The sequence below is a fragment of the Sphingosinithalassobacter sp. LHW66-3 genome (assembly GCF_050703275.1).
GTDB lineage: Bacteria > Pseudomonadota > Alphaproteobacteria > Sphingomonadales > Sphingomonadaceae > Sphingomonas.
Window position 1 is genome coordinate 2,757,923 of sequence record NZ_CP193482.1, and the last position, 26,684, is coordinate 2,784,606.

Genomic DNA, 26,684 nt, shown 5'->3' on the forward strand with positions numbered 1-26,684 from the left:
AGCCCCGCAGCCCATGACCGATCCGATCATCCTTGCCGTACCCAAAGGCCGCATCCTGGAGGAAGCGCTGCCGCTGCTCGCGCAGGTCGGAATCGTGCCCGAACCGGCGTTCGGCGATTCGGCCAGCCGCGCGCTGCGCTTTCGCACCAACACGCCCGACATCGACCTCATCCGCGTGCGCGCGTTCGACGTCGCGACCTTCGTGGCGCACGGCGCGGCGCAACTGGGAATCGTCGGATCGGACGTGCTGGCCGAATTCGACTATTCCGAATTGTACGCGCCGGTCGATCTCGGCATCGGCCATTGCCGGCTGTCGGTCGCCGAGCCTGCCGATCAGGCGGAGGGTGACGATCCGCGCGGCTGGAGCCATGTGCGCATCGCCACCAAATATCCGCATGTCACGCGTCGCCACTTCGCCGCGCGCGGGGTGCAGGCCGAGTGCGTGAAGCTGAACGGCGCGATGGAGCTGGCGCCCAAGCTGGGGCTTGCGCCGCGCATCGTCGATCTCGTCTCGTCGGGGCGCACGCTGCGCGAGAACGGCCTCGTCGAAGTCGAGACGATCGCCGACGTCACGAGCCGGCTGATCGTCAATCGCGCGGCGTTCAAGACGCGCGCGGCCGATGTGGTGCCGCTGGTCGATGCCTTCCGCAAGGCAGTGGAGCGGGCGGCGGCATGATCCTGCTCGACGCGACCGCACCGGGCTTCGAAACGGCCTTCACCGCGCTGGTGAACGCCCGCCGCGAGGCGGACGAGGATGTCACGCGTGACGTGGCCGCGATCCTGCGGCGCGTGCGCGGCGAAGGCGATGCCGCGCTCGCCGATCTCACGCGCCGATTCGACCGGCATGATCTCGACGCGAGCGGCTGGCGCATCGATGCCGACGCCTGCGATGCGGCACTCGCAGGGCTCACTCCGGAGCTGCGCGCGGCGCTCGAACTCGCGGCGGAGCGGATCGCCGCCTATCACGCCGAGCAGCGACCGGCGGATCGCGACACGACCGATGCCGCCGGCGTCCGGCTCGGTGCGCGCTGGACCGCGGTGGACGCCGCCGGCGTCTATGTGCCGGGCGGTCGGGCAGCCTATCCCTCGTCGGTGCTGATGAACGTGATCCCCGCCAAGGTGGCGGGCGTGGGGCGGGTGGTGATGGTGACGCCGACGCCCGACGGCGTCGTCAACCCGCTGGTGCTCGCAGCGGCGAAGATCGCCGGCGTGGACGAGATCTGGCGCGTCGGCGGTGCCCAGGCGGTGGCGGCACTGGCCTATGGCACCGGCCGGATCGCGCCGGTCGACGTGGTGACCGGCCCCGGCAACGCGTGGGTCGCCGAGGCCAAGCGCCAGCTCTATGGCGTGGTCGGCATCGACATGGTGGCGGGGCCTTCGGAGATCGTGGTCGTCGCCGACGCCGCGAACGACCCCGAGTGGATCGCCGCCGACCTGTTGAGCCAGGCCGAGCACGACCCGACGAGCCAGTCGATCCTGTTCACCGACGATGCCGGCTTCGCGCAGTCCGTCGCCGATGCCGTCGAGCGGCAGCTGGCCGAACTGGCGACCGGGGCGACCGCGCGAGCGAGCTGGGATGCGAACGGGGCGATCGTGCTGGTGCCTCAGCTGGCCGACGCGATGCCGCTCGTCGATCGGCTGGCGCCCGAGCATCTCGAGCTCGCCTGCGACGGCGCAGCGACGTTGTTCGATGCGGTGCGCCACGCCGGATCGGTCTTCCTCGGGCGGCACACGCCCGAAGCGGTGGGCGACTATGTCGCCGGACCGAACCATGTGCTGCCGACCGGGCGGCGGGCGCGATTCGCTTCCGGCCTGTCGGTGCTCGACTATATGAAGCGGACGAGCTTCCTGTCGCTGGACGCGGCGGGGCTCGCCGCGATCGGCCCGGCGGCGGTGGCGCTCGCGCAGGCCGAGGGATTGCCGGCGCACGCCAAGTCGGTGGCGATCCGATTGAACCGACCAAACCCGTAGAGAGTCCGTTCGCTCGAGCGCGGACGGAATGAGGAATCAGACGCAATGCCAAGCCATACCGCCCGCAGCCGCTCGCGTGCCCGCGCCGCCGCGCGCCTTGCTGCCGTCCAGGCGCTGTACCAGCAGGAGATGGAGGGAACCGCCGTCACAGCGCTGCTGCACGAATTCCACCAGCATCGGTTGGGCGCCGTGATCGAGGACGTCGAATATGCCGAGGCGGACATCGCCTTCTTCGACGATCTGGTGAAGGGCATCGACGCCCGCCGCGACGAGATCGACCGGCTGGTGGCGAGCAAGCTGGCGGAGGGATGGAGCCTCGACCGGCTCGACAAGCCGATGCGCCAGATCCTGCGCGCCGGCGCCTATGAGCTGCTGGCGCGGCCCGACGTTCCGACCGGCGCGGTGATCAGCGAATATCTCGACGTGACCGACGCCTTCTACGACCGCCGCGAAAAAGGATTCGTCAACGGGCTGCTCGACGGCATCGCGAAAGACGTGCGCGGTTGAGCCGCTAGCCGAGCATCGCCGCGAGCGCGGGTGACAGAAGCTCGCGCGCGGCCTGTGCCTCACGCACCGTCATCTGCACCGCCAGCCCCTCACGCTCCGCGAGCGCCATTCCGGGCGGGCCGAGTACGGTGAGCGCCGTCGCCCAGGCGTCGGCGAGCATGCAGCAGGGGTGCAGCACGCTGACCGAAGCAACTCCGTTGTCGACGGGGCGGCCGGTGCGCGGGTCGAGCGTATGGGCATAGCGACGGCCGGCATGTTCGAACCATCGCTGCGAATCGGCCGAGGTGGCGATCGCGAGGCCGTGGAGTGCCACTCGGATCGGCGCGGCGCCTTCCGCAGGCTCGATCTCGACCCACCAGGGCTGGCCGTCGGGCTTGACGCCTGCGCCGAGCAATTCGCCGCCGATTTCGACCAGGAAATCGGCGATGCCGAGCGCGCGCAACCGCTCTGCGACTCGATCGACCGCGTAGCCCTTGGCGATTCCGGAGAAATCCAGCGCGGCCGAGGCGGCTCGGCGGGCGCGGAGCAGCGACGGATCATGTTCGATCCGGCGATCGGCGAGCGCGGCGATTTCCACATCGGCAGGCGGCGCGTCGCGGCCGGAGGGGCCGAAGCCCCAGAGATCGGCGAGCCGGCCCGCGCCCGGATCGAAGGCGCCCTCACTCAGCTTCCCGACGCTTTCGGCGGTCGCGAGCACATGCGAGAGTGCTGGGGGTATCGGGTGCCACTGGCCCGCGGGGGCGCGGTTAAATCGGCCGAGGCTCGACTCCGGCTCCCAATGGCTCAGTTCCGCGACGATATGGGCCAGGGTGCTGGCGATTTCGTCGGGGACGGCCCTCGGCAGGCCGGACGCTGGCGGCACCAGCCGGACCGACCAGCTGGTGCCCATCGTCTCGCCGCCAAAGTCGACGACCCGCGCGTCCGGGCGCCGGCGATCGAACGCCGCAGGCGACAGGGCGAGCGGAATCGCGATCCGCGGCGGCGCGCCGGTCAGGGTGCGAGCACCTCGAGCGTGGCGGCATAGGAAGCACGGCGTGCGGGCGCCGTGCCCTCATCCTCGTCGCCGCCGCCCGAAGTCAGGTTCATCCAATACATCCCCGGCTGCGGCCAGGCGATCGTGACTTCGCCCTGTGCGTCGGTGGTGAGATGCATCTCGCCAACCTCGTCCCGATAGCGGCTGCCGCCGGGAACGATCGTGACTTCGAGATTGGCCGCCGGCTGTCCATCGAGCAGGAAGCGGAACACGCCCGGTTCATCGGCATAGAGATCGTTGGGGTGGGTGACGGGCACCAGTTCGATGCCCTTGCCGGTCGGCTGGAACAGCGTCGCGGTGGGCGCGCCGAGCGTCAGATAAGCTTCGGTGCGGCTATGGTTCTCGACCACCTGAACATCGGTCGCGCCCGCAGGCAGGCTCGCCATCTGGCTCATCTGAAAACCGCGCGGCAGGCGCTGGCGCTCGCCGTTCAGCATGTAGCTGCCGATCGCGCCTTCCCGGACCAGCCCGACCCGATGCGTGCCCTGCTGCGTCAGATGGACGTCGAAGGTGCTGCGGAAGCGACCGGTGTTGAGATTGTGGATCTCCATCGCCGTTCCGTCGGGCGCCGTGGCAGTGAAGTCGCCGCGCAGCGGCTGATGATTGAAGTAGAACAACTCGTTCGAAACGGCGGCATCGATCGTCACCCAGGCCTCGTCGCCCGACAGAACGGTGGAGGAGGGCAGCATCCAGATGCGATGCGCTTCGACGGCAGCGGGCACGGCGAATGCCGCGACGGCGGCGATGGCGACGACGGGGGCGCGGAACAGCTTCATGATTTTCCTCCCTGGGACGATCAGCGGACGGTGAGACGGACGGCGCCGAGCTCGCTCGCCCCCTGTTCGGTGACGGTGGTGGCGCCGCTGGCCGGCCAGCGGAACGGCAGGCGCACCAGTTCGCGGCCGCCGACTTCGCGCGCCGCTTCGACATGGAGCACGTAATTGCCCGGCGTGAGGCGCGGCATCGGTGCGGTGCCGGCGGTGAAGCGCATGCGGTGCGTGCCCGGCGCCTTGGTCGCGCTGCTCACCCCGTCGGCCGGGAACGACATCGACCGGCCCGAGGCGCGCCACCACTGGCGCATGTCGCGCAGCCATTTGGTGCCTTCGTTGCCGCGCATGTCGAGATCGTACCAGACGGCCAGCGTGCGCGGAGTCGCGCCTTCCTTCTCCAGCCACACCGCGACATAGGGCTTGTGATATTCGGCGACGCTCAGCCGCGGCACTTCGACCGAAAGGTCGAGCGTTTGTGCCGCCGCCGGGCCGGCGAACAAGGAGCCGGCGCCGATCGCGGCGGCGGTGAGGCCGGTGAAGCGAAGCTGAAGCATCGGTACGAACCCTTTAGTGGATGAAGAAGATTGCGATTGCCGCCGGGATGGCGAGCCCCGCCGCGACCAGCGGCCAGGTGCTGCGCCGGTTCTTGGCATGGAGCTGGAGCAGGACGAGGCCGGTCAGCGAGAAGATGACGCAGGCGAATACGAAGACGTCGATGAACCAGCGCCAAACGGTGCCCGCGTTCCGGCCCTTGTGCAGATCGTTGAGGTAGGCGATCCAGCCGCGGCTCGTGCGCTCGGCAGTGATCTCGCCCGTCGTGCGGTCGATCGCCACCCAGCCGTCGCCGCCGGGACGCGGCAGCGCGAGATAGGCTTCGTCGGCCGACCATTCGGCATTGCCGTGGATCGACAGCGGAAGCTCGGTCTCCAGCCACGTCGCGACATCGGCCGGCAGCGGTTGGCGGGCGCCATCGGGAACCCGCGCCGGAGCGAGTTGCGGCAGCAGCTCCGCAGGCAGTTGTGCGCTGTGCTCGACGATCTCCGGAGACGCTTCGATCTCAGCCGCGTGATTGAGCGTGAAGCCGGTAATGGCGAACAGCAGCAGACCGATCAGGCTGATCGCCGAGCTCATCCAGTGCCAGGTGTGGAGCTGTTTCAGCCAGAAGGTACGCCGGCCGCGCTTCTTGCGAGTGGCCGGTGTGGCGGTGCCGTGCATGGGAGTGCGAAGTTCCTGCTGTTCGGCGGCCGCAATAACGCGAACGACTCGCAATTGCAATTCATCCGTAAACGCGATTCGCCACCGCCGAGCGGGGCCCGGCGGTGGCGCGGTTCACGTCGCCGCGGCGGCTCAACGGCCCAGCAAGACCCGCGCCTGGCTGGCGATCTGCGCGAGCATCGCCGCGTTCGGAGCCGGCGCGTGGCGAGCGCGGCGCACCAGTGCGACGAACTGATCGACTCGGGCGGCGTTCGCTTCGAGCCATTCCTCGACCGCCGCCTCGGGGTTCTTGCTGTCGAGCCGCGCGAGGAACTCCAGCCGGAGCTGCTGGAAGTCGCGCGCGAGCCCGGCGATCAGCAGGCGCTCCCACGGATCGCCGGTCGAGATGCGTGCGGCGTTTGCCTGTGCCCAGTCGAGGCCGAGCGCCTGGCCGAGTCGCGTGAACGCGCGCGTGAGCACCGTCTCGTCGATGCCGCGCCGCTCGCCAAGATCGGCGAGCCCGACGGCGCCGTCGAGCTCGAACAGCCGCACCACCTTCACCACCAGCTCCGACGGCGCGCCCGCCGCCTCCAGCTTGTCCGAGATACGGCCGCTTTGCGTGCGCACCTCCTCCAGCAGCAGCTCCTTTGCCTTCTTGTCGAGGCTGGCGATGCCGGGTTCGAGCCGCTCGATCACGTCGCGCGGGCCGGTGCCGGGGCGGCAGATCCGGAGAAGATCGGCGATCTGACTGCGCACGCCGACGGCGACTTCGTCGAGCAGCGCGATCCGCGCCGTCTCGCTCATCGGCGTGTCCTCGATCCGCTGCCAGATCTGCGGCAGGCAGAACAGCCGCTCGGCGACGACGAACATCGCCGCGATGTCGCCCATCGCGCAGCCCTCTTCCTCGGCGATCTCGAAGGGGTGCAGCACGCCCAGGCGATTGACGATCCGATTGGCCAGCTTCGTCGCGACGATCTCGCCGCGCAGCCGGTGCTCTTCGATGGCGCCGGCAAAGCGCTCGCGCATCGCCGGCGGGAATGCCGCGTAGAGATCGGTCTCGAGCATCGCATCCTGGCCCAGGCCGCTCGCCTCGACCGCATCCTGCAGCGCGAGCTTGGCGGTCGCCAGCAGGACTGCGAGTTCGGGGCGGGTGAGGCCGCGGCCCTCCTGCGCGCGCCGCAGCAGATCCTCGTTGGTGTCGAGCCCCTCGACTTCGCGATCGAGCCGGCCCGAGGCCTCGAGGATCTCGATCACCCGGACATAGCTGGGCAGCGCCACCGCACCGTCGTTTTCGAGGAAGGAGAGAGCGAGCGTCTGAAGGCGGTTGTCCTCCAGCACGAGCGCCGCCACATCGTCGGTCATTGCGGCGAGCAGCGCGTTGCGATCCTCGAACCCCAGCTCTCCCTCGTTCATCTCGCGATTGAGCGCGATCTTGATGTTGACCTCGTTGTCCGAGCAATCGACGCCCGCCGAATTGTCGATGAAGTCGGTGTTGATGCGGCCGCCGCGCATCGCGAATTCGATTCGCGCGGGCTGGGTGATCGCCAGGTTCGCGCCTTCGCCGATCGCTTTCGCACGCAGCTGATCGGCATCGACGCGCAGCCGATCGTTCGCCGGATCGCCGACCTCGACATGGTTTTCGTCGGAGGACTTCACATAGGTGCCGATGCCGCCGAACCACAAAAGGTCGACCGGCGCGCACAGGATCGCGGAAATCAGCGCCGCTGGCTCGATCCGATCGACTTGGAGGCCGAGCATCGCCTGCACTTCGGGGCTGAGCGGAATCGACTTTTCGGCGCGCGAGAAGACGCCGCCGCCCTTTGAGATCAGTGCCTTGTCATAGTCTTCCCAGCTCGACCGGGGCAGCTGGAACATCCGGTTCCGCTCTTCCCAACTCGTCGCCGGATCGGGATCGGGATCGAAGAAGATGTGGCGATGATCGAACGCGGCGACCAGCTTGGTCGCCTTCGACAGCAGCATGCCGTTGCCGAACACGTCGCCCGACATGTCGCCGCAGCCGGCTACGCGAATCGTCTCGGTCTGAACATCGACGCCCATTTCGAGGAAGTGGCGCTGCACCGAGATCCAGGCGCCGCGGGCAGTGATGCCCATCGCCTTGTGGTCATAGCCGTAGGAACCGCCCGAGGCGAAGGCATCGCCCAGCCAGAAGTTGCGCTCCAGCGCGATCGCATTGGCGACGTCGGAGAAGGTGGCAGTGCCCTTGTCGGCCGCCACCACGAAATAGGGATCCTCGCCGTCGTGGATCACGACGCGATCAGGATGCACCACCGCGCCGCCGACGATATTGTCGGTAATCGACAGCAGCGCACGAATGAAGATCCGATAGCTTTCCTTGCCCTCTTCGAACCACGCATCGCGATCGACCGCGGGCGAGGGGAGCTGCTTGGGATAGAAGCCGCCCTTTGCGCCGGTGGGAACGATCACCGCGTTCTTCACGCGCTGGGCCTTCATCAGGCCGAGGATCTCGGTGCGGAAGTCGTCGCGCCGGTCGGACCAGCGCAGCCCGCCCCGCGCGACCGGGCCGGCGCGCAGATGGATACCCTCCACGCGGGGGCTGTACACGAAGATCTCGCGCCAAGGCAGCGGCTGCGGAAGGCCCGGAACGCGCGCGCTGTCGAGCTTGAACGCCAGCGCCTCCCGACAGGCGGGGGAGAAGGCGTTGGTGCGCAACGTGGCCAGCACGACGCCGCGGATCGTGCGCAGGATGCGATCGTCATCGATCGCCGAGACCGCGTCGAGCTGCGCGTCGATGGCCGCGGTCGCTTCGTCGAGCGCGTCCTGGGACGCGGCCGGCCGGCCCGGATCATGCGCGAGTTCGAACCGCTCGATCAGCGCGGCGGCGACCTTCGGCGCGCGGCGCAGCGCATCGACGACGGTGGTAAGGCCGTAGCTCATCCCGGTCTGGCGCAGATAGCGGAACCAGGCGCGCAGCAGCACGACCGAACCGGGCTTCATTTCCGCCTCGACGATCAGCCGGTTGAAGCTGTCGTTCTCGGCCTTGTTCTCCAGCACCGCGGCGATCGCGTTCTCCACGACCGAAGGTGCCCGCAGCAGCGCCTCGGGCGCTGCGCCCGTCAACGCGACTTCGAAGTCATGAACATAGGCGTTGGTGCCGTCGGTGAGCCGGGTCGGAACCTCCTCGATCACCGTGAAGCCGAAATTCTCGAAGACCGGAACCGCGTCGGAGAGCGGGAGTGCGCCGCCGAGACGATAGAGTTTGATCCGCAACACGCCGTCGCGCTCCGGATCCGCGCAGATGCGCACCGAGCGATCGTCGGGGCCGTTGAGGCTGCAGATGCGCAGGATGTCGCGGGCGGCTTCCTCGGCGCCGTTGACGGCGCGATAGGCGGCCGGAAATGCGTTTGCATAGCGCAGCGCGAGCCGAGTGGACCGCTGGCCCGCGCGCTCGGCGAGTGCCGCTTCGACCGCGGGAACCCAGCCGCGCACCATCCGCTCCAGCCGCTGGTCGAGAGCCTGGGCATCGGGCATGTGCCCGCCGCCGCGCAGATCGAGCGTGTAGCGGATCAGCGCCACAACTCCGTCTTCCAGCGCGATCGACCAGCTGATGAGCCGGGCATTCGCCGCCTGCGCCAGCATGTCGCCGATCGCGGTGCGCCGCACGGTCGAAACCTCGTCGCGGGGCAGCCAGACGAAGGCGAACAGGTGGCGCCCGAGGGTCGAGCGGATCAGCACCAGTTTCGAACGCGGGCGATCCGCGACCGACATTGAGGTGAGCACAAGCGATTCGAGCGATTCGGCGGGGAATGCCGTGGTGAGATCATGCGGGAGCGCGGCCAGCGCGTGCGTCATCGCCTTGCCGGTATGTCCCTTCGGATCGAAGCCGCACTTGCTTTCGAGCGCATGCAGGCGCGAACGGAGCACCGGCACGTCCGACGGCGGCGTGTGGAGTGCGGCGCTGGTCCACAGCCCGGCGTGGATCGAGAGGCCGGTGACGGCGCCGCCCTCGCGCAGCGGCACCACCACGATATCGAGCGGCACGCGGCGATGGACGGTCGAAATGCAGTTGGACTTGAGGAGCAGCGGCGCCTCGCCACCCTGTTCGAACCACTCGGCCGCCAAAATCCGCGACGCTTCGGCGAGGATCGGCGAACCGAGCGTGTAGCGCGCGAGGCCGAGTTGATCTTCGACGCTGCCGTCGGTGCGCCACTTCTCGTGCGCCAGCAGCGTCATGTTGCCGTCGTGGAACCATCGCAACAGCGCCGCGCCCTCCTGCGACAGGACACGGTCGGCGTCGGCGGCGATGGCGCGCTGCAGGTTCGGCCAGTCGGCGACGGCGTCGCGCACCTGATCGAGCGTGCGCTCGATTTCGGCAACCAGCGCGCGCCGCAGCCGGGCTTCGCCACGCTCCATTTCGATGTAGATCATCGATTCGGGCTTGCCGGTGCCGACGCCGGTCAGCTTCCCCTCCTCGTCGCGGACTACCGGAATCACCGGATGGATGATCCGATGGATCACGATGTCGTGCGCGGCGATCGCGCTCGAGATCGAATCGACCAGGAACGGCATGTCGTCGTTGACCACCGCCAGCCGCATCCGGCGCCGTTCGCCGGTGAGATAAGTGGTGAGCGCGATCCGCGGCGTCTCTGGCGGGCGCTCGGCAGCGGTCTTGGCGAGGAACGCGGTGGCTTCCGCCTGCTCGGCCTGGCCGAAATCTTCGAGTTCGCCAGGAAGTGCGCCTTCGGTGAGCCGTGCTTCCAGTTCGTGCGTCAGCGATTTGATCGAGGTCTTGGGCATGGGGGCGCTATGCGCCGGGTGGCCCGCGACCTCAAGGCTTGTGGCAGGTGCGAAGAGACCGAAAAGTCGGGTTCCGCGACAGTGCGATCAGGCGATCTGCGGACCGTGTTCTTTCCTAGCCGGCGGCTTTCTTCACCGCCCGTTGGGTGAGTGCGGAATCGCCTGAAAGAGTGGCGACGATGTCGAGGCCATCCTTGCCGGGACGGGCGAGCAGGACGACGAAATCGTCGCTGTCCGCTGCGATCGGCACATGCGCGAGTGGCGGTCGGCTGCGCAGCTCGGCGGCGGCGCGGGCATATCGATCGCTGCGATCGGCAGGGCGGCGCAGCGCACGTTCGGCGCGGACGATACCCTTGATGCCGCCCTCGGCGATTTCGAGGAACGCATCGAGTCCGCCCTGCGGTATGTCGCAGCGTTTCGCATGGGTGAGCACGGCCGCGAATTCGGTGAGCCGCGTCTTGTCATAGTCGGCACCGAAAACGAGCTTGACGCACGGAGTCATCGGCGCGCGAGCCTGAACGCTCAGTTCGGCCTCGGCGAGGAGCGCGGCATAGCCGGTCGCGTCTTCGTCGGCGGCGCAGGCGAAATCATAGGCGCGACTCAGCGCGCGATACAGTGCGGCGCGGCTGCGCGTGTCCGAGGCGCGAGCCGCCGCGGCCGATTCGCGTGCCAGCACGAGCCGATCGGCGAGAGTCTCCGGCTCCGGCGCAGTCGTCGACGGGGGCTCCGACGACGATGCCGACAGGCCGGCGCTGGGTCCGTCCGCCCACACTGGCGCGGCGACCAGCTGGCGCGGCGCGGCGCGGCGCGACTCCTCGATTTCGGCATTGAGCCTTGCCTGGGTCTCGGCGTCGACCAGTTCCTTCCAGTTGATGACGCCGTAGATGAAATCAATCGTGTCCTCGTCGGACGAGAAGGGCATCAGGATGCCGCGGTAGAGCGTATTGTGCCCGCGCTGGCCGACGAACTCGGCTTCGAAGCCGATCGGCGCGCGATTGGCGATGATCTGCAGATAATGATCGGTGAGGCGGCTGAGCAGCGATCGGCTCGGCACCTGCGCCACATTGGTGATGCTGCCGTCGACCCCGCACTCCTCTCGCAGTGCGTGCCCGAGATAGCGAATCGCCGGATCCTCGACACCCTTGGTGAAATCGAGCAGCACGCTGTGCGGCCCGAAATCGGCGATATTGCCCGGATCGAGATCCTCGATCGACGGATAGGCGCGCCCGCGCAGCAGCGATACCCAATGATTATACGCGCGCACGTGCATCCGGCGTTCGTCGGTACCGATCTCCAGCGGCCGATCGGCAACGCCGGCGTCGGCCTCGTCCCGCTGGTCGATATCCAGACGGTCGTTGAATCCCCGACCCATGTCCATGCGCGTGCTCCACTCCGGGCCGTTACCCGCTTACCTCCACCTGTTGTGCACCGTGCGTGGTAAACGATGCGTAAAGCCACGCCTCCGGGCAGGAACGGTTTTGCAAGCGCTTGTCAGGCAAGACCGGTGCTGGTAAGCGCCGCCCTCTTCCGGGCCGTGCCGCCTGGGAGTCGTGCCGCTTTAGCTCAGCTGGTAGAGCATCGCATTCGTAATGCGGGGGTCGCAGGTTCGAGTCCTGCAAGCGGCACCATTACATAGTGAGAGCATTCTAGAGATCCGCAGAAATCTGCGGTAACATGGCTCCTGCTGGTCCCACGGTTTCTCGGTATATTCCATCGTGGCCACCAAAGTGGATCACGAATCGGTGGACGACTTTCAAGGTCCGCTGGTTTCTCGAATTGCTCGGCCACCTGGGCACGCGACTGATTGCACAGATAACTCCGGACGAGCTGCTCGATCCAGCGCTGGTAAGTCCCGCACTGCTGCCGATGGTTGCCGACGAAGCGCCGAGCCGGACGGTGCTCTGTGCCGGAGCCGGCCATTTCGCGGCGGCGAACGTCACTTTGACGCAGGGTGTTCAGATCGGTGCCGAGGCCGATACGGGCGCCCAACTGCTCGAGTGCTGGGATCAAGTCACCGATCGAACGAACGAGTTCGTTCCCGCTTACGGCTTTTTCCAGGCCGAGCGCGAGCTCGCCAGCGCGGGTGCGGGAATCGAGGCTGTCGTGGCGCGCGGCTGACACACAGGCGTTCGTCTGGCTTCCCGGCGCCGCGTCGCGGAGAATGCGATGCGCGCCGGGACGCGAGTGTACGGCAGAGCCGCGAAGGGATGTCGCTCTTCGGCTGTAGCGGCAATCTCGATTGAGTTGCGCTCCCAGATGGCCAGCGTCCGCGACTGCGATGCGCCCTACACCCGTTCTGGATGTGCCGGCCTGCCGATCCTCGTGGCGAGGCTTATCGTACCAGCAGCACCGGCACGTGAACCGTGCGGATCATCGCGGTGGTGGTGCTGCCGACGATCAATGCGCGCAGCGGCGAGTGGCCATAGGCGCCCATCATCAGCATCGCGCCCGGCGTCTGCGCAACGATATCGGCGATCACCGTCTCGGCCTTGCCGCTCCGCAGCGTCTCGCGCACCGCGCGGCTGCCGCGCAACTGGTCCGCGGCACCGCGAAGAGCCGCCCGATGCGCGTCATTGTCCGTGTCCGCCATCACGATGTGAACCGGCAGTCCCACGAACAATGGCGAGTCGAGGAGGCGCTCGAGCGCGCGCTCGGCCGCCTTGCTGGCGTCATAGGCGAAAACGATCTCGCGCGGCTCCTCGACTGCTCGCGACGCGATCAGGATCGGCCGGTCGCTCGCGCGCACCACGCGTTCGATCTTCGAGCCGATGTGATCGGTGGCGAACTCATGGCCGGCACCGCGTTTCCCCATCACGACGAGGCGCGCTTCGGCTTCGCGCTCGAGAATGGTCTCGACGATGCCGCCGTGGCGGTGGAGTGTCCGCACTTGGGTGGCCCTCGCTTCGCGCAGGCGCTGCTCGCCGGCAGCCAGGAGCGCACGACCGCGCTCGATCTGAAGCTTGGCGTCGCTTTCCTCCAGCCGGACCAGCTCTTCCATCAGGTCAGTCTTCACGCCCAGGCCGATCGCCCCGGAGAGGTCATGCCGGGCCGCCACCGCATCGCGGCGCTGGACGATGTGGAGCAGCTCGATCGGCAGCGTCAGGCGCCGCGAGGCCCAGGCGGCGAGATCGCAGACACTGTTGGCATAGGCCGATGCGTCGATGCAGGCGAGGATGTGCTGCATGGTCTTATCTCCTCTCAGTGACCGCTCAGCGCTGCATCGGCGCCGGGCTTGTCGTGCATGGCGAAGCGTTCGATCATCGAGGCGCTGGCTTCGTTCAGGCCGGTGATCTGCACCTGGGTGCCTTCCCGCCGGAATTTCAGGATCGCCTTGTCGAGCGTGCCCACGGCGGAGATGTCCCAGAAGTGTGCATCGGAAACGTCGATCACCACCCGATCGACAACTTCCTTGAAATCGAATGCCTCGACGAAGCGCTCGGCGGACGCGAAGAAGATCTGGCCCGAGAGGCGATAGGTGCGTGTGCCGCCGTCATCCGAAAGCGCGCTTTCGACAGTGAACAGGCGCTTCACCTTGCCGGCGAAGAACAGGCCCGACAGGATCACACCCGCCAGCACGCCCTGCGCCAGATCATGTGTCCAGACGGTAATCACCACGGTGGCGAGCATCACCACCGAAGACTGCCACGGATGATGGCGGATGTTGCGGATCGAGCGCCAGCTGAACGTGCCGATCGACACCATGATCATCACCGCGACCAGTGCGGCCATCGGAATGACGGCGACCACCGGCCCGAGAACCAGCAGCAGGAACAGCAGGAACACGCCGGCAACCAGAGTCGACAGGCGCGTGAAGCCGCCCGACTTCACGTTGATGACCGACTGACCGATCATCGCGCAGCCGCCCATCCCGCCGAAGAACCCGGTGACGAAATTGGCGATGCCCTGGCCCTTCATTTCGCGCTGCTTGTCGGAGGGCGTGTCGGTCAGGTCGTCGACGATCTGGGCGGTCATCATCGATTCGAGCAGGCCCACCGCCGCCATCGTCAGCGAGTAGGGAAAGATGATCTGAAGCGTCTCCACCGTGAACGGCACGTCGGGGATCAGGAAGCTGGGCAGGGTGGAGGGCAGCTCGCCCATGTCGCCCACGGTCCGCACGTCGAGCCCGGCGTAGAACACCACGATCGTCAGGATGATGATCGCGATCAGCGGCGAGGGCACCGCCCTGGTTAACCGCGGCAGCAAATAGATGACGGCGAGGCCCGCCGCGACCAGGACATAGGTCATCAAAGCCACGCCGGTGAGCTCCGGCAGCTGCGCCATGAAGATGAGAATCGCGAGCGCGTTGACGAAGCCGGTGATCACCGAGCGCGAGACATATTGCATCAGCAGGTTGAGGCGCAGGAAACCCGCAACGAGCTGCAGAATGCCCATCAGCACCGTGGCCGCGAACAGGTATTCGACGCCATGATCACGCACGAGCGGAACGACGACCACTGCGACAGCTGCCGTGGCGGCCGAGATCATTCCCGGCCGACCACCGACCAGCGCGATGATGACCGCGATCGAGAAGGAGGCGTAAAGGCCAACGCGCGGATCGACGCCGGCGATGATCGAAAAACCGATCGCTTCGGGAATCAGCGCAAGCGCGACGACGATCCCGGCGAGGATGTCTCCCCGCGGATTGGCGAGCCACTCGCGCTTCAGCGAGGCAAATGTTGGCATTCGGAAGAACCTGAAGATTACTTCGGCACGACAGCGGGCACACGCTCGATCAGGAGACGCATACAAGAAGACGGCGGGTCGCCGAGGTGCCTGAAGGTTATCCCGGGGATGGGCGCCGGGCCGAGCCACCCGGAAAACCGGGTCCAGCGGATGGCGGCGCCGATACGCTCCCGTACCCCGTTTTGCAAGTGCGAAGGGCTGTGCCGCGCCGACATCCTCCGGCGCAACCAGGCGGGCATCCGCGTTGGGCCACGCCCAGGAAGGCGCCTGATCAAGCGATCAGCCATCGGCGATCACCTGCCTCTCAGTCGGTTTCTCGCGCAGAAGCGGCCTTGATCGATCCCCGATTTTCCCACACTGACCGGTTGGAGGGCGGGGGCCTTCAGCGGAATCGTGAATGTCGCCACTCAATCTGCATCAGGATCTCTTCGATCGGCGGTACGAGCTGCTCGTCCAGTCGGTCACTGACTATGCGATCTACATGCTCGATCCCGATGGTTATGTGAGCACGTGGAATTCGGGCGCCCGCCGCTTCAAGGGATATGAGGCAGAAGAAATCATCGGGGAGCATTTCTCGAGGTTCTTCCTACTCGAAGACCGGGAAAGCGGGATGCCTGCCACGATCCTGCGCACGGCCGCGGAGCAGGGCCGTTTCGAGATGGAAGGCTGGCGTCTGCGCAAGGACGGCGGCAAGTTTCTGGCCCATGTCATCGTCGATCCCGTCCGGGACGAGACGGGCACGCTGATCGGCTTTGCCAAGATCACTCGGGACGTCACCGAAAAGGTGCGCCTGCAGGAAGCGGCGCGCGAGAGCGAGTTGCAGTTCCGACTGCTGATTACCGGCGTGGTGGACTATGCGATCTACATGCTGGACCCGCAGGGCAACATCAACAGCTGGAATTCCGGCGCTCAGGCGATCAAGGGCTATGCCGAATCCGAAGTCGTCGGGCGAAACTTCTCCCTGTTCTACACCGAAGAGGACCAATCGCGCGGCGCTCCCGAACGGGCGCTGCAAACTGCGCTACGCGACGGCAAGTTCGAAGCCGAAGCGCTTCGCGTTCGCAAGGACGGCTCGCTCTTCTGGGCGCACGTGGTCCTCGATCCGATCTACGACGACCAGGGCACACATGTGGGCTTCGCCAAGATCACGCGCGACATCAGCGAGCGGAAGGAGGCGGAGGAGGAGCTTCGGCGCACACAGGAGGCGCTGCTGCAGTCGCAGAAGCTTCAGGCACTGGGTGAGCTGGCAGGTGGGATCGCACACGACTTCAACAATCTGATGACGGTGGTGCGGGGCGCTGCCGATTTTCTCCTGCGGCAGCCGGACCTGCAGCAAGAGAAGCGCACGCGTTACCTGAATGTCGTGCTGGAGACGGCGGAGCGGGCGACCAGCCTGACCTCTCAGCTGCTCGCGTTCGCACGCCGCCAGCCGCTGGAGCCGGAAGTCCTCGATCTTAGCGTCCGCCTGGACGCGCTCGGAGAGATGCTCCAGCGCACGCTTGGCAGCACCTATGATCTCCAGCTCGATCTCGCGCCGGGGCTTTGGCACGTCGAAATCGATCCCACCGGGCTGGAGGCGGCACTGCTGAATGCCGTATTGAACGCGCGCGATGCCATGCCGAACGGGGGAAGGCTCACGATCGCGACCAGGAACGTATCACGTCCCGACGGCGATATGGTGTCCCTGTCGGTCAGCGACACCGGAGAGGGGATCGCACGTGAGGCGCTCGAGCGTGTGTTCGAGCCGTTCTTCACCACCAAGCCCACCGGCAAGGGGACAGGGCTCGGCCTTTCCCAAATCCATGGATTTGCGGTGCAATCGGGCGGTTTTGCGAACCTGGAGTCCGAGCTCGGGTGTGGCAGCACGCTCCATATCTACCTGCCACGAACCGATAAGCGGCCGCTGGAGCGGTCCGTCGACGAACTGGAACTCTCGCTTCCGCCGGGGCTGACGATCCTCCTGGTCGAGGACAGCGACCATGTCCGGTACTTCGCGCGCCATCTTCTCGAGGACCTCGGCTGCACCGTGGTGGAAGCAGCGGATGCCGCCGAAGCGCTCTCCCTGTTCGACCGGGAGGAGGTGGACCTCGTCTTCTCCGACATCGTGATGCCCGGCCAGAGCGGCCTCGACCTGGCGGAAGCGCTCCGCGCCAGGGCGCCGGGCCTGCCCGTGCTGCTTGCCAGCGGCTACAGCAGCAAACAATTCATTCCACAGGACGAGCGGAAGTTCCCGATTCTGCGCAAACCCTATCGGCTGCCGGCATTGGCAGCGGCTCTCACCGAACTGCTGAAGCCCGCCCCGGCCCGCTGAGCCCTCTTCGCCTCAACTCGGTTCATCGGACGCGAAGGCGCCGCCGGCTTGCAGTGGCTCGGCTTCCCAGCCGCCGCCAAGCGCCAGGAACAACATGATGCCATCATTCGCAAGCTGCGCCTGCGCCTGCGCCAGCAGTGCTTCGGAGGCGGCGAGGTTCTGCTCGGTTTCGAGCACGATCTGGAAGCTCTCGCGACCCGCCTCGTAGCGCAGCCGTGCGATGCGTGCTGCTTCGGCGCTCGCATCGCGCGCGCTCGTGAGGATGGCGATACGGCTTTGCTGGCGCGCGAAGCGTGCGAGCGCACTCTCCGTTTCCTGAAGCGCGGTCAGCCAAGTGCCGTCGAAGGTAGCCAGGGCCGCGTCGGCCCGGGCTTCGGCCTGAGCGATCCGGGCCCGGGCGACCGCCGTGTTCGGGAAGCTCCAGGAGAGAAGGGGCCCAATGCCGAAGCGGAAGCCCTGCGACGAGCCGATATCCCCGATCGCGTTGGCGGTACTCCCCACCGAGGCGCCGAAGGATACGCTGGGATAGAGTTCGGCGGTCGCAACGCCGATCCGCGCGGTTGCCGCTGCAAGCTGTCGCTCGGCCGCGCGCACATCGGGCCGGCGGGCGAGCAGCGATGCGCCGTCGCCCACCGGTAGCGGCGTGAGCACCGACGGTGGCACCGTGCAATCGGCCACTTCGGCGGAGAACTCCAGCGGCGGGCGGCCTGTGAGCACCGCCAGGCGATACAGTGCTGCCCGGCGCTCGGCCTCGAGCGTCGGCAGGTCGGCGCGGACCTGATCGAGCTGCGCCTGTGCGCGGTTGGTATCGAGCGCAGTGGCGCGGCCGCCTTCGAACAGCCGCCGCGTCAGATCGAACGTGCGTTCCTGGACGCGCAGGCTCTCGCGCGCGACTTCGATGCGTCGGCCGTAGCCGCATACTTCGGCATAGGCCCGCGACGTTTCCGCCGCGACCGTGATGCGCGTCAGCTCATAGGCCGCGCGCACTGCCTCGGCATCGGCCTCGCTCGCTTCGATCGCGCGGCCGATGCGGCCGAACAGATCGACCTGATAGCCGATGTCGAGCCCGGCATCATAGGTTTCGCCCCGCGGTCCGGCGCCGTCGACACCGAGCGTCGAACCGGCAACCTGGCCATAACTGGCGCCGGCGCCGATGTCCGTCGTCGGCAGCCGGCCGGCGCGCGTCTCCGACAACAGCGCGCGCGCCTCGCGCAGGTTCGCGGCGGCGGCCCGCAGATCGGTGTTGTTCGCGAGCGCCTCGTCGACCAGCCGGTCGAGCACCGGAGCACGGAACAGACGCCACCACTCTGCGGGGGGCTCGGCCGGAACGAAGGCCGCGTCGGCCGCTTCGATCAGCGGCGCCTGTGCCGGCGCGGGCGGGGCGGGTGCGACATAGTCGGGTCCGACCGCACAGCCGGAGAGCGCGACGGCAGCTGCCGCGGTGCAGAAGGTGCGGAACTTCATTCGGCAGCTCCTTCGAGCGATGCAGGCGCGGGCGCTTCGTCCGAGCGCGACCCGCGCTGCGGCAGATAGCGGCCGAGCCCGCGCATGAGGACGTAGAAGAGCGGCGTGAACAGCAGCCCGAAGATCGTCACGCCGAGCATGCCGAACGTGACGGCGGTGCCCAGCGACTGGCGCATCTCCTGGCCTGGGCCGCTCGCGATCGCGAGCGGGATCACGCCGAAGATGAAGGCGAAGCTGGTCATCAGGATCGGCCGCAGGCGCGAGCGCGCGGCATGCACCGCCGCTTCGAAGCGATCCATCCCCTGGTCCTCGCCCTGCTTGGCGAACTCGACGATCAGGATCGCGTTCTTCGCGGCGAGGGCGATCAGGACGACGAGGCCGACCTGCGTGAGGATGTTGTTGTCCATCCCGCGCAGATTGACACCCAGCATCGCCGCCAGAATGCACATCGGCACGATAAGGATCACCGCAAGCGGCAGCGTGATCGCTTCATATTGCGCGGCCAGCACCAGGAAGACGAACACCACGGCAAGCAGGAAGATGACTGCCGAGCTGCCGCCGGCGGCCTGCTGCTGATAGGCGAGCCCGGTCCATTCATAGCCGAACCCCTGCGGCAGATTCTCCGCCGCGAGCTGCTCCATCGTCTGCAGTGCCTGACCCGACGAGACTCCGGGCGCAGCCTGGCCCTGAAGCTCGATCGCGGGCTGCATATTGTATCGGACCACACGCGCCGGGCCACTGTCCGGCCGGAGCGTCGCCACCGACGAAAGCGGAACCATCTCGCCCGAGGACGACCGAACCTGGAGCCGGCCGATGTCGGTGATCTGCTCGCGCGCGCCTGGCTCCGCCTGTGCGGTGACTCGGAAGGTGCGTCCGAAGAGGTTGAAGTCGTTGACATAGCTCGAGCCGATGTAGGTGCCGAGCGTGTCGAACACCTGCCCGGGCTGTACGCCGAGCAGCTGTGCCCGATCGCGATCGACATCGGCGACGACGCGGGGCGTCGCGGTGTTGAACAATGTGAACACCTGCGACACTTCGGGCCGCTGTGCGGCCGCGCCCATCATCGCGCCTGCCGCGCCTTCCAGCGCGCGATAGCCGGCGCCCGAGCGATCCTGCAGCATCATCACGAAGCCGCTGCCGTTGCCGAGACCCTGCACCGCCGGCGGCGAGATCACGAAGATGTTGGCATTGTCGATCGCGCCGGCGAGAGCGCCGGTGATCTGCCCGCTCATTGCTTCGGCGGACAGTTCGGACCCGCGCTCTTCCCAATCCCTAAGCCGGACGAACATCACGCCCGCATTCGAGGATTGCGAGAAGCTGGCGCCGTCGAGGCCAGCGAACGCGGCGACATTGTTGACGCCCTCCATCTGGCTGACGATGCCATAGGCACGGTTCAGCACTTCCTCCGTGCGGTCGAGCGACGCGCCCGGCGGCAACTGGACGACGCCGATCAGCACGCCCTGATCCTGCTCGGGAATGAACCCGGTCGGCGTGTCGCTCAGCCGCCAGCCGGTCAGCAGGAGCAGGCCGGCGTAGAGCACCATCATCAGCGTTCCCATCCGCACCAGTCGCGCGGTGAGCCGCCCGAAGCGGTCCGCCAGCCAATCGAAGCCGGCGTTGAAGCGATTGCCCGCGACCTTCAGCGGCCTCAGCCAGCGCGGTCCGGATTCGCCGTGATCTTCGCGGTGCGGCTTCAGCAGCAGCGCGGCCATCGCCGGCGAAAGGGTCAGCGAGACGAGCAGCGAGATCGCCGATGCAGCGGCGATGGTCACCGCGAACTGACGGTAGAAGATGCCGGGGATGCCCGGCGTCAGCGCGGTCGGGATGAACACCGAAACCAGCACGAGGCCGATCGCGATGAGCGCGCCGGAAACCTCGCGCATCGTGCGATGCGCCGCCTCGCGCGGTGTAAGTCCTTCGCGGATGTGCTTTTCGACTGCCTCCACGACGACGATCGCATCGTCCACCACGATGCCGACCGCGAGCACGAGCGCGAACAGCGACAGCGAGTTGATCGAGAATCCGAGCGCCAGCTGGACCGCGAAGGTGCCGATCAGCGCGATCGGAATCGCGACGATCGGGATGATCGCGGCGCGCCACGTCTGAAGGAAGATGAGCACGACGAGCACCACCAGCGCCACTGCCTCGAGCAGGGTGTGCTGCACCGCCTCGACCGAGGCCGCGACATATTCGGTGGGGTTGTAGGGGATCGAATATTCGAGGCCCGGAGGAAGCTCGCGGGCGATCGCCTCCATTTCCTCGGCGACGAGGTTGGCTGCATCGAGTGCGTTGGAGCCCGGCTGGGGAATGATCGCGAGCGCGATGCCGCGTTCGCCGTCGAAGCGGCCGCGAATCCCGTAGTCCTGGCTGCCCAGCTCGACCCGAGCGACATCGCGGACGCGCGTGATCGCGCCGGTCGCGGGGTCGGTCTTGAGGACGATGTTGGCGAACTGTTCGGGATCGCTCAGCCGGCCCTGCACGTCGACCGGCACCTGGAATGCCGGATTGCCGGAGCCCGCCGGCGGCTCGCCCAGCGCGCCACCCGCGGCCTGCACGTTCTGCGCGCGGAGCGCCTGGACGATCTCGGTCGCGGTGAGATTGCGCCCGGCCGCGCGATCCGGATCGATCCAGATCCGCATCGAATAATTGCCGCCGCCGAACACCTGCACGCCGCCGACGCCCTCCAGCCGCAGCAGTCGGTCGCGCACCGCGGTGTTGGCATAGTTGCCGATATAGTCGGTGTCGTACGTGTTGTCGGGCGACGTGAGCGCCACGATCATCAGGAACCCGGATTCCTGCTTGTTCACGGTCACGCCGAGCTGGCGAACCGCTTCGGGCAGGCGCGGCTCGGCGACTGCGACGCGGTTCTGCACCAGCACCTGCGCCTGATCGAGATCCGTTCCGGCTTCGAAAGTGACGGTGACCTGCGCCTGGCCCTGCGTCGAGGAGGACTGCAGGTACAGCATGTTCTCGACGCCGTTGATCTGTTCCTCAATCGGCGCGGCAACCGTTTCCGCGATCGTTTCGGGCGAGGCGCCGGCATAGAACGCCTGGACCACGATCGTCGGCGGCGCGATCTGCGGGTACTGCGACAGCGGCAGCAGCGGATAGGCGAAAGCGCCGATCAGCGCGATGAAGATCGAAATGACCGACGCGAAGATCGGCCGTTCGATGAAGAAGCCGGAAATGTTCATGGTGCGGCCCTCAGCGAGCTGCGGCTGGGCGCGACGCGTCCGCTCGTGGTTGCGGCGGTGCCGGTTCGCCGTCCCCGCCGGTCTGCGAGGGCGGGATGGTGCCCGCCTTCGGTTCCACCTTCTGGCCCGGGCGCGCGCGCTGCGCACCGCCGATCACCACTCGGTCGCCCGCGCTCAAGCCGCTACGGATCACGCGCAGGTCGCCCATCAGCGGACCCGGCTCGACCGGACGGGCAGTGAGCGTGTTGTCCTCGGTGACGACGTAGACCACGCGCCGCGCCGCATCGCTCATCACGGCGGTTTCCGGCACCAGCAGCGCACGATACGGCTGCGAGGAAGCAAGGCGCAGATTGCCGATCATCCCAGGCTTCAACAGGCCCTCAGGATTGGGAACGACGGCCCGTGCGCGGACCGTGCCGGCGCCCGGATCAATCGTCGAGCCGACATAGTCGAGCGTGCCGGCGTGAACGAAATCCGCCTCGTCCTGCAGCCGGATGCGAACCGCCGCGCCTTCGTCGATCCCGGCGCCCGCGCGCTGGTATTTCAGGAGGAGCGCCTCGGATCCTTCGAAGGCGAAGTGCAGCGGATCGACCGAGACGATCGTCGTCAGCACCGTCTGATCGGCCTGCACGGCATTGCCGACATCGACGTTCCGCTCGGAGATGCGGCCTGAAATCGGTGCCGTGACGCGCGTGAAGCCGACGTCGAGCGAACGCGCACGTGCGCTGGCCTGGGCTGCCGCGACCTGGGCTTCGGCAGAACGGACGGCCGCTTCGCGCGATTCGACTTCCTCCTGGCTGGCGGCCTGCGCTTCGGCGAGCGAGCGCGACCGGGCCAGTTCAGTGCGGGCGTTTTCGAGCGCCGCCTGGGCACGTGAGAACTCGGCCTGGGCCTGAGCCTGTGCCGCGCGGGCGGAACGCGAATCGATCGTGAACAGCAGCTGCCCGCGGCGGACATATTGTCCATCCTGGAAGTGAACCGAAGTGAGATAGCCGGACGCGCGCGGGCGCACGTCGACGTGCTGGACCGCTTCGAACCTGCCGATGAATTCGTCGGAGTCGACGACCTCGCGCACCACCGGAGCGGCGACGGTTACCGGCGGTGCAGGCGGCGCACCCGATTCGGCCTCGCCGCCGGAACAGCCGCCGAGCGCGAGAAGCAGCGCCAATGCGCCGGTGCGGAATTGAATTCGGGCCATAGCAGGATCCGTCGCAAGAGGTGCGCGCCCCCAGATCATCCTCATTGCCCGTCTCTTTCGGACGGGTCGCTCGACCGCCATCTATGAACCGGCAGTGACGAAGTCAACGCCTGTTGACTTGTCGGCAGGCTAGTGATTGACCCACGCCGTGGCGCCAGTAGGAATAGGGGATGGCCGTGTCGCCCAAAGTCATTGGTTCCCAACGGGATTCTGCCGCCACGCGCGATTCGATCCTCGAATCCGCACGCAGCTTCTTCGCACGCGAAAGCTACGAAGCCGTCGGCGTGCGTGAGATTGCCGGTGCGGCGGGCGTCGATCCCGCGCTCATCAACCGCTATTTCGGAAGCAAGGAGGAGCTGTTCAAGAACGTCCTCGGCGCCGGCGCGAAAGAAGACCTGTTTCTGGGCGTTGGACGCGATCAACTGCCGCAGCATCTGGCACGGCTGCTGATGGAAACTCCGCCGGGAGCGCCGCGCACCGAGAAGCTCGAGCATCTGTTGATCATCCTCCGCTCTTCCTCCTCGCCCGTGGCGTGCGAACTGGTACGTGAGTCGATGCACAAGCACATGCTCGGCGCCATCGCCGAGCTGCTGGACGGCGAGGACACCGAGTTTCGGGCGAGCCTGGCAATGGCGGTTCTGATGGGGACGGCGATCATCCGGTCTGTGATGGCCGTTTCGCCGATCTGCGACCAACGGACCGATCATGTGGAGAGATGCCTCGTCCGCCTGTTCTCGGCCGCGCTCGCCGAAGGAGATTGCTGAGCTTCCGCGGGAGCGCACGCGCGATCGGCTCCATAACCTCAGGCCATGGTTGCCCGACATCCGCGCGATTGCATGTCGCTCGCCTGAGCATCACTCGAAGCGCTCCCTCCCAGGAGTATTGGAATGGTGCGCCCCCCCTTGTCTGCCGCCCGTAGTGCCGGCGATCTTGTGTTCACTTCGGGCCAGCTCGCGCGCGGCGGGGACGGCGCGATCGTCGCCGGCGGAATCGAAGCGCAGGCGGATCAGGCGCTCGCGAACCTGGTTCGCGTGCTGGCCGAAAGCGGTTGCGGCCCCGAGCATGTCGTGAAGGTGACCGCATGGCTCACCGATCCCGGCTATGGAGCCGCCTTCAACGCCGCTTATGTCCGCGTTTTCGGCGAGCCCTATCCGGCCCGGTCGACAGTGGTGTCCGCGCTCCTCACCGAAGGCGCGCTGGTGGAAGTCGAGGCTGTCGCCCTGCGCCCGTGAGCGCAAACAGCGTTGGGCGGCACCCGCCCGGGCGGTATAGCGGCGCGATGCGCTTCCGTCAGATCGAGATCTTTCACGCCGTCTACACCCATGGTTCGATCAGCGCGGCGGCCCGCGCGCTGGGCGTTTCGCAGCCGTCGGTTTCGAAGACGCTGCGGCACGCGGAAGACAGCCTGGGCTTCACGCTGTTCCAGATCGCGCGCGGACGGCTGGTGCCGACCGACGAGGCGCACGCGCTGATGCGCGAGGCGGGAGACGTTTTCGAACGGCTTGAATCGCTTCAGCAAACCGCGCGCAACCTCTCGCAGGCCGGTGGCGGGCATATCCGGCTGGGGATCGTGCCCAGCCTTGCGCTCGACATCGTTCCGCAGGCGATGGCGCAGTTCCGCCGCGAATGGCCGCGCGTGACCTTCGAAGTGCATACCCACCACCATGACGATCTGGTGCGCTCGCTCATCGAGCGGGAGACCGACCTGGCCATCGCCTATACCCCGCCGCCGCACCCGCGCCTGACACGGACGGTGCTCGCCGAAGGCGAGCTGGTGGTGCTCTTCCCGACCGGGGCATTCGGATCGGTGGGTCCGCGGCTGCCGCTCGACCTGCTCGCCGACCGCGACGTCATCGGCGTGACGGCGACAGGACCGATCGGCGAAGTGCTCACACGGGCGGCGCGAGAGCGCGGGATCAGCTATCGCGAAACGGTGTCGGTGCAGACATTCTTCATCGCTGCCCGGCTTGCACAGCTCGAAGGCGGCGTCACTGTGCTCGACGAATTCACTGCGCGGGCATGGCGGTCGCCCGGCTTCAGCTGGCTTCCGACGGAGCCGCGGCTTGGCTTCACCGTCTCCTATGCCACGCTGGAGGATCGCCAGCCGTCAAAGATCGCGCGGCAATTCCTCCGCACGCTTGAAAAGGCACTTCAGGAAAGCCGGGCTGGAGATCCATAGCCACAGGCTATGGGTGTCGCAAAAAATTCATAGTTTCGGCGTCCGCCCCTGCCGATAAGTTTCCTCCAGGCGCAGCGATCTGCAACGGAAGGTCCGTTGCCTCGCGCCGGGGGGACATTTTCGGAATGAACGACGGTCTGCTCCGGATTTGCTTGCGTCGATGAGCCAGCCGCAGACCGTGACGGTGCTCGGCGCGGGCGTGGTCGGCATGGCGACCGCGCTGACGCTCGCGGATCGCGGCCACCGAGTGACCGTGATCGACGCGGCCGAAGGGCCCGGACTGGGCACTTCCTTCGCCAACGGCGCGCAGCTGAGCTATGCCTATACCGATGCGCTGGCCAGCCCGGCGACGCTGGCTCAGATGCCGCGGCTCGTTCTGGGTGCCGAACCGGCATTTCGCCTCCGTCTCAGCCTTGATCCCGAATTCCTGCGCTGGGGCCTGGCATTCGTCCGCAACAGCAGCGCCGGGCGCTTCCGGCGCAATACGCTGGCAGGACTGGCGCTGGCGTTCCGCTCACGCGAGGCGCTGCGGCGCCTAGTGTCGGATCATGACCTGGAATTCGCGCACAGCTGCCCGGGCAAGATCCATCTCTATCGCTCGGCGAAGAGCTTCGCTTCGGCGCAGAAGACAGCCGCGCTGAAGGCGGCGCAGGGAGTTCGCCAGCAACTGCTCGACCCCGACCAGGTCGTCGCGATGGAACCCATGCTGTCCGCGATCCGCAACGACATCGTCGGTGCGCTCTACACCGCCGATGAGGAAGTGGGCGATCCGTATCGCTTTTGCACGAGCGCGCGGATCGCGCTGACCGCTACCGGCCGCGGCACCGGGTTGTTCGGAGTGACGGTCGACCGGATCGAAGCGGATGAGCAGCGCCCGGCAGTCATTACCGCGGGCGGCCAGCGGATCGTCGCCGACCGGGTAGTGCTGTGCGCAGGCAGCCAGTCGGCCGCGCTTGCGCGCAGCCTGGGCATATCGCTGCCGATCCTGCCGATGAAGGGCTATTCGATCACGACTCCGCCCGGGCCCGCCGCGCCCACGATCAGCGTCACCGACGTCGCGAACCGCGTGGTGTTCGCGCGGCTGGGAAACCGCATGCGGATCGCCGGGCTAGCCGATCTCGGCGCGCGCGACACGAACATCGACCCGAAGCGACACCGCGCGCTGGTGCGCAGCGCGCGCGCCGCACTTCCGCAGGCGGCGCAATATGACTCGATCGAATCGAGCTGGGCGGGACTCCGCCCGATGACGCCCGATTCGCTGCCGATCACTCGGACGATCGCGCACCGCGTGATCGCCAATACCGGCCATGGTGCGCTTGGCTGGACCTATGCTGCCGGCTCCGCAGAGCGCGTCGCCGACATCATCGAAGGGAGGGACTGACGGTGCGCCAGACACCGCAGCCG

Annotated in this window: 20 protein-coding genes, 1 tRNA gene and 1 other annotated feature; of the genes, 10 read left to right on the forward strand and 11 right to left on the reverse strand. The window is 67.3% G+C overall.

Translation table 11 applies throughout. The features are described 5' to 3' along the window. Nucleotides 1-13 precede the first annotated feature (13 nt). Genes hisG through nusB form a run of 3 tightly spaced genes read left to right on the forward strand, consistent with a single transcriptional unit; the run spans nucleotide 14 to nucleotide 2,478 of the window. The gene (gene hisG / locus ACQ450_RS13590) at nucleotides 14-676 is read left to right on the forward strand and encodes an ATP phosphoribosyltransferase (RefSeq protein WP_188054244.1); all 663 of its coding nucleotides are present in this window, start codon (nucleotides 14-16) and stop codon (nucleotides 674-676) included. Then, nucleotides 673-1,971, forward strand: a complete 1,299-nt coding sequence (gene hisD / locus ACQ450_RS13595; protein ID WP_431469669.1) for a histidinol dehydrogenase — start codon at nucleotides 673-675, stop codon at nucleotides 1,969-1,971. The genes hisG and hisD overlap by 4 nt, the downstream gene beginning before the upstream one ends. A 45-nt stretch (nucleotides 1,972-2,016) precedes the next feature. Beyond that, the gene (gene nusB, locus ACQ450_RS13600) at nucleotides 2,017-2,478 is read left to right on the forward strand and encodes a transcription antitermination factor NusB (RefSeq protein ID WP_431469670.1); all 462 of its coding nucleotides are present in this window, start codon (nucleotides 2,017-2,019) and stop codon (nucleotides 2,476-2,478) included. 4 nt (nucleotides 2,479-2,482) lie between these two features. Here nusB and ACQ450_RS13605 read toward each other — a convergent pair whose 3' ends face one another. From ACQ450_RS13605 to ACQ450_RS13630, 6 genes are all read right to left on the reverse strand, one after another. Next, a complete protein-coding gene (locus tag ACQ450_RS13605; protein ID WP_431469671.1) occupies nucleotides 2,483-3,367 on the reverse strand; it encodes an FAD:protein FMN transferase in 885 nt (294 codons plus the stop codon). A 101-nt stretch (nucleotides 3,368-3,468) separates the two neighbouring features. Then, entirely contained in the window at nucleotides 3,469-4,287 is an 819-nt protein-coding gene (locus ACQ450_RS13610) for a DUF4198 domain-containing protein (protein WP_431469672.1), read from the reverse strand. Between the two features lie 20 nt (nucleotides 4,288-4,307). Further along, nucleotides 4,308-4,835, reverse strand: coding sequence for a DUF2271 domain-containing protein (locus ACQ450_RS13615; protein WP_431469673.1), 528 nt, complete (start codon nucleotides 4,833-4,835; stop codon nucleotides 4,308-4,310). A gap of 13 nt (nucleotides 4,836-4,848) precedes the next feature. Next, the gene (locus ACQ450_RS13620) at nucleotides 4,849-5,496 is read right to left on the reverse strand and encodes a PepSY-associated TM helix domain-containing protein (RefSeq protein WP_431469674.1); all 648 of its coding nucleotides are present in this window, start codon (nucleotides 5,494-5,496) and stop codon (nucleotides 4,849-4,851) included. Nucleotides 5,497-5,628: 132 nt separating this feature from the next. Further along, nucleotides 5,629-10,251, reverse strand: coding sequence for an NAD-glutamate dehydrogenase (locus ACQ450_RS13625; protein ID WP_431469675.1), 4,623 nt, complete (start codon nucleotides 10,249-10,251; stop codon nucleotides 5,629-5,631). 115 nt (nucleotides 10,252-10,366) lie between these two features. Continuing rightward, nucleotides 10,367-11,629, reverse strand: a complete 1,263-nt coding sequence (locus tag ACQ450_RS13630) for a PAS domain-containing protein (protein ID WP_431469676.1) — start codon at nucleotides 11,627-11,629, stop codon at nucleotides 10,367-10,369. 174 nt (nucleotides 11,630-11,803) lie between these two features. Between ACQ450_RS13630 and ACQ450_RS13635 the strand changes: the two genes are divergently transcribed. Continuing rightward, nucleotides 11,804-11,879 (forward strand) — tRNA-Thr (locus tag ACQ450_RS13635). 148 nt (nucleotides 11,880-12,027) lie between these two features. Beyond that, nucleotides 12,028-12,369 carry a hypothetical protein gene (locus tag ACQ450_RS13640; protein ID WP_431469677.1) on the forward strand — a complete coding sequence of 114 codons (342 nt, stop codon included), beginning with the start codon at nucleotides 12,028-12,030 and terminating at the stop codon, nucleotides 12,367-12,369. Nucleotides 12,370-12,583: 214 nt separating this feature from the next. On the opposite strand, the gene ACQ450_RS13645 is transcribed toward ACQ450_RS13640, so the two are convergent. Both ACQ450_RS13645 and ACQ450_RS13650 read right to left on the reverse strand, forming a co-directional pair. Beyond that, nucleotides 12,584-13,435 carry a universal stress protein gene (locus tag ACQ450_RS13645; RefSeq protein ID WP_431469678.1) on the reverse strand — a complete coding sequence of 284 codons (852 nt, stop codon included), beginning with the start codon at nucleotides 13,433-13,435 and terminating at the stop codon, nucleotides 12,584-12,586. A gap of 14 nt (nucleotides 13,436-13,449) precedes the next feature. Next, nucleotides 13,450-14,934: a SulP family inorganic anion transporter gene (locus tag ACQ450_RS13650; protein ID WP_431469679.1), complete on the reverse strand. Its 1,485-nt coding sequence runs from the start codon at nucleotides 14,932-14,934 to the stop codon at nucleotides 13,450-13,452. A 95-nt stretch (nucleotides 14,935-15,029) separates the two neighbouring features. After that, nucleotides 15,030-15,082 (reverse strand) — a sequence feature (sul1 is cis-regulatory element that is thought to sense ions involved in sulfur or methionine metabolism; They are found in Alphaproteobacteria). A gap of 333 nt (nucleotides 15,083-15,415) precedes the next feature. Between ACQ450_RS13650 and ACQ450_RS13655 the strand changes: the two genes are divergently transcribed. Continuing rightward, nucleotides 15,416-17,245 carry a PAS domain S-box protein gene (locus ACQ450_RS13655; RefSeq protein ID WP_431469680.1) on the forward strand — a complete coding sequence of 610 codons (1,830 nt, stop codon included), beginning with the start codon at nucleotides 15,416-15,418 and terminating at the stop codon, nucleotides 17,243-17,245. Nucleotides 17,246-17,257: 12 nt separating this feature from the next. On the opposite strand, the gene ACQ450_RS13660 is transcribed toward ACQ450_RS13655, so the two are convergent. Genes ACQ450_RS13660 through ACQ450_RS13670 form a run of 3 tightly spaced genes read right to left on the reverse strand, consistent with a single transcriptional unit; the run spans nucleotide 17,258 to nucleotide 23,101 of the window. Then, entirely contained in the window at nucleotides 17,258-18,709 is a 1,452-nt protein-coding gene (locus tag ACQ450_RS13660) for an efflux transporter outer membrane subunit (protein ID WP_431469681.1), read from the reverse strand. After that, complete coding sequence (locus ACQ450_RS13665) at nucleotides 18,706-21,903, reverse strand: efflux RND transporter permease subunit (protein ID WP_431469682.1); 3,198 nt, start codon at nucleotides 21,901-21,903, stop codon at nucleotides 18,706-18,708. The genes ACQ450_RS13660 and ACQ450_RS13665 overlap by 4 nt, the downstream gene beginning before the upstream one ends. 10 nt (nucleotides 21,904-21,913) lie before the next feature. Then, nucleotides 21,914-23,101 (reverse strand): efflux RND transporter periplasmic adaptor subunit, encoded by a 1,188-nt coding sequence (locus tag ACQ450_RS13670; RefSeq protein ID WP_431469683.1) that lies wholly within the window; start codon nucleotides 23,099-23,101, stop codon nucleotides 21,914-21,916. 170 nt (nucleotides 23,102-23,271) lie between these two features. On the opposite strand from ACQ450_RS13670, the gene ACQ450_RS13675 reads away from it, so the two are divergent. The 4 genes from ACQ450_RS13675 to ACQ450_RS13690 all read left to right on the forward strand — a co-directional run bounded on the left by ACQ450_RS13675 (nucleotide 23,272) and on the right by ACQ450_RS13690 (nucleotide 26,661). Then, entirely contained in the window at nucleotides 23,272-23,865 is a 594-nt protein-coding gene (locus tag ACQ450_RS13675) for a TetR/AcrR family transcriptional regulator (RefSeq protein ID WP_188054260.1), read from the forward strand. A 123-nt stretch (nucleotides 23,866-23,988) separates the two neighbouring features. Then, on the forward strand, nucleotides 23,989-24,333 hold the full coding sequence (locus tag ACQ450_RS13680; protein WP_431469684.1) for a RidA family protein: 345 nt from the start codon (nucleotides 23,989-23,991) through the stop codon (nucleotides 24,331-24,333). Nucleotides 24,334-24,380: 47 nt separating this feature from the next. Beyond that, nucleotides 24,381-25,280 carry a LysR family transcriptional regulator gene (locus ACQ450_RS13685; protein WP_188054262.1) on the forward strand — a complete coding sequence of 300 codons (900 nt, stop codon included), beginning with the start codon at nucleotides 24,381-24,383 and terminating at the stop codon, nucleotides 25,278-25,280. 160 nt (nucleotides 25,281-25,440) lie between these two features. Next, nucleotides 25,441-26,661 carry an FAD-dependent oxidoreductase gene (locus ACQ450_RS13690; protein ID WP_431469685.1) on the forward strand — a complete coding sequence of 407 codons (1,221 nt, stop codon included), beginning with the start codon at nucleotides 25,441-25,443 and terminating at the stop codon, nucleotides 26,659-26,661. Nucleotides 26,662-26,684: the final 23 nt, after the last annotated feature.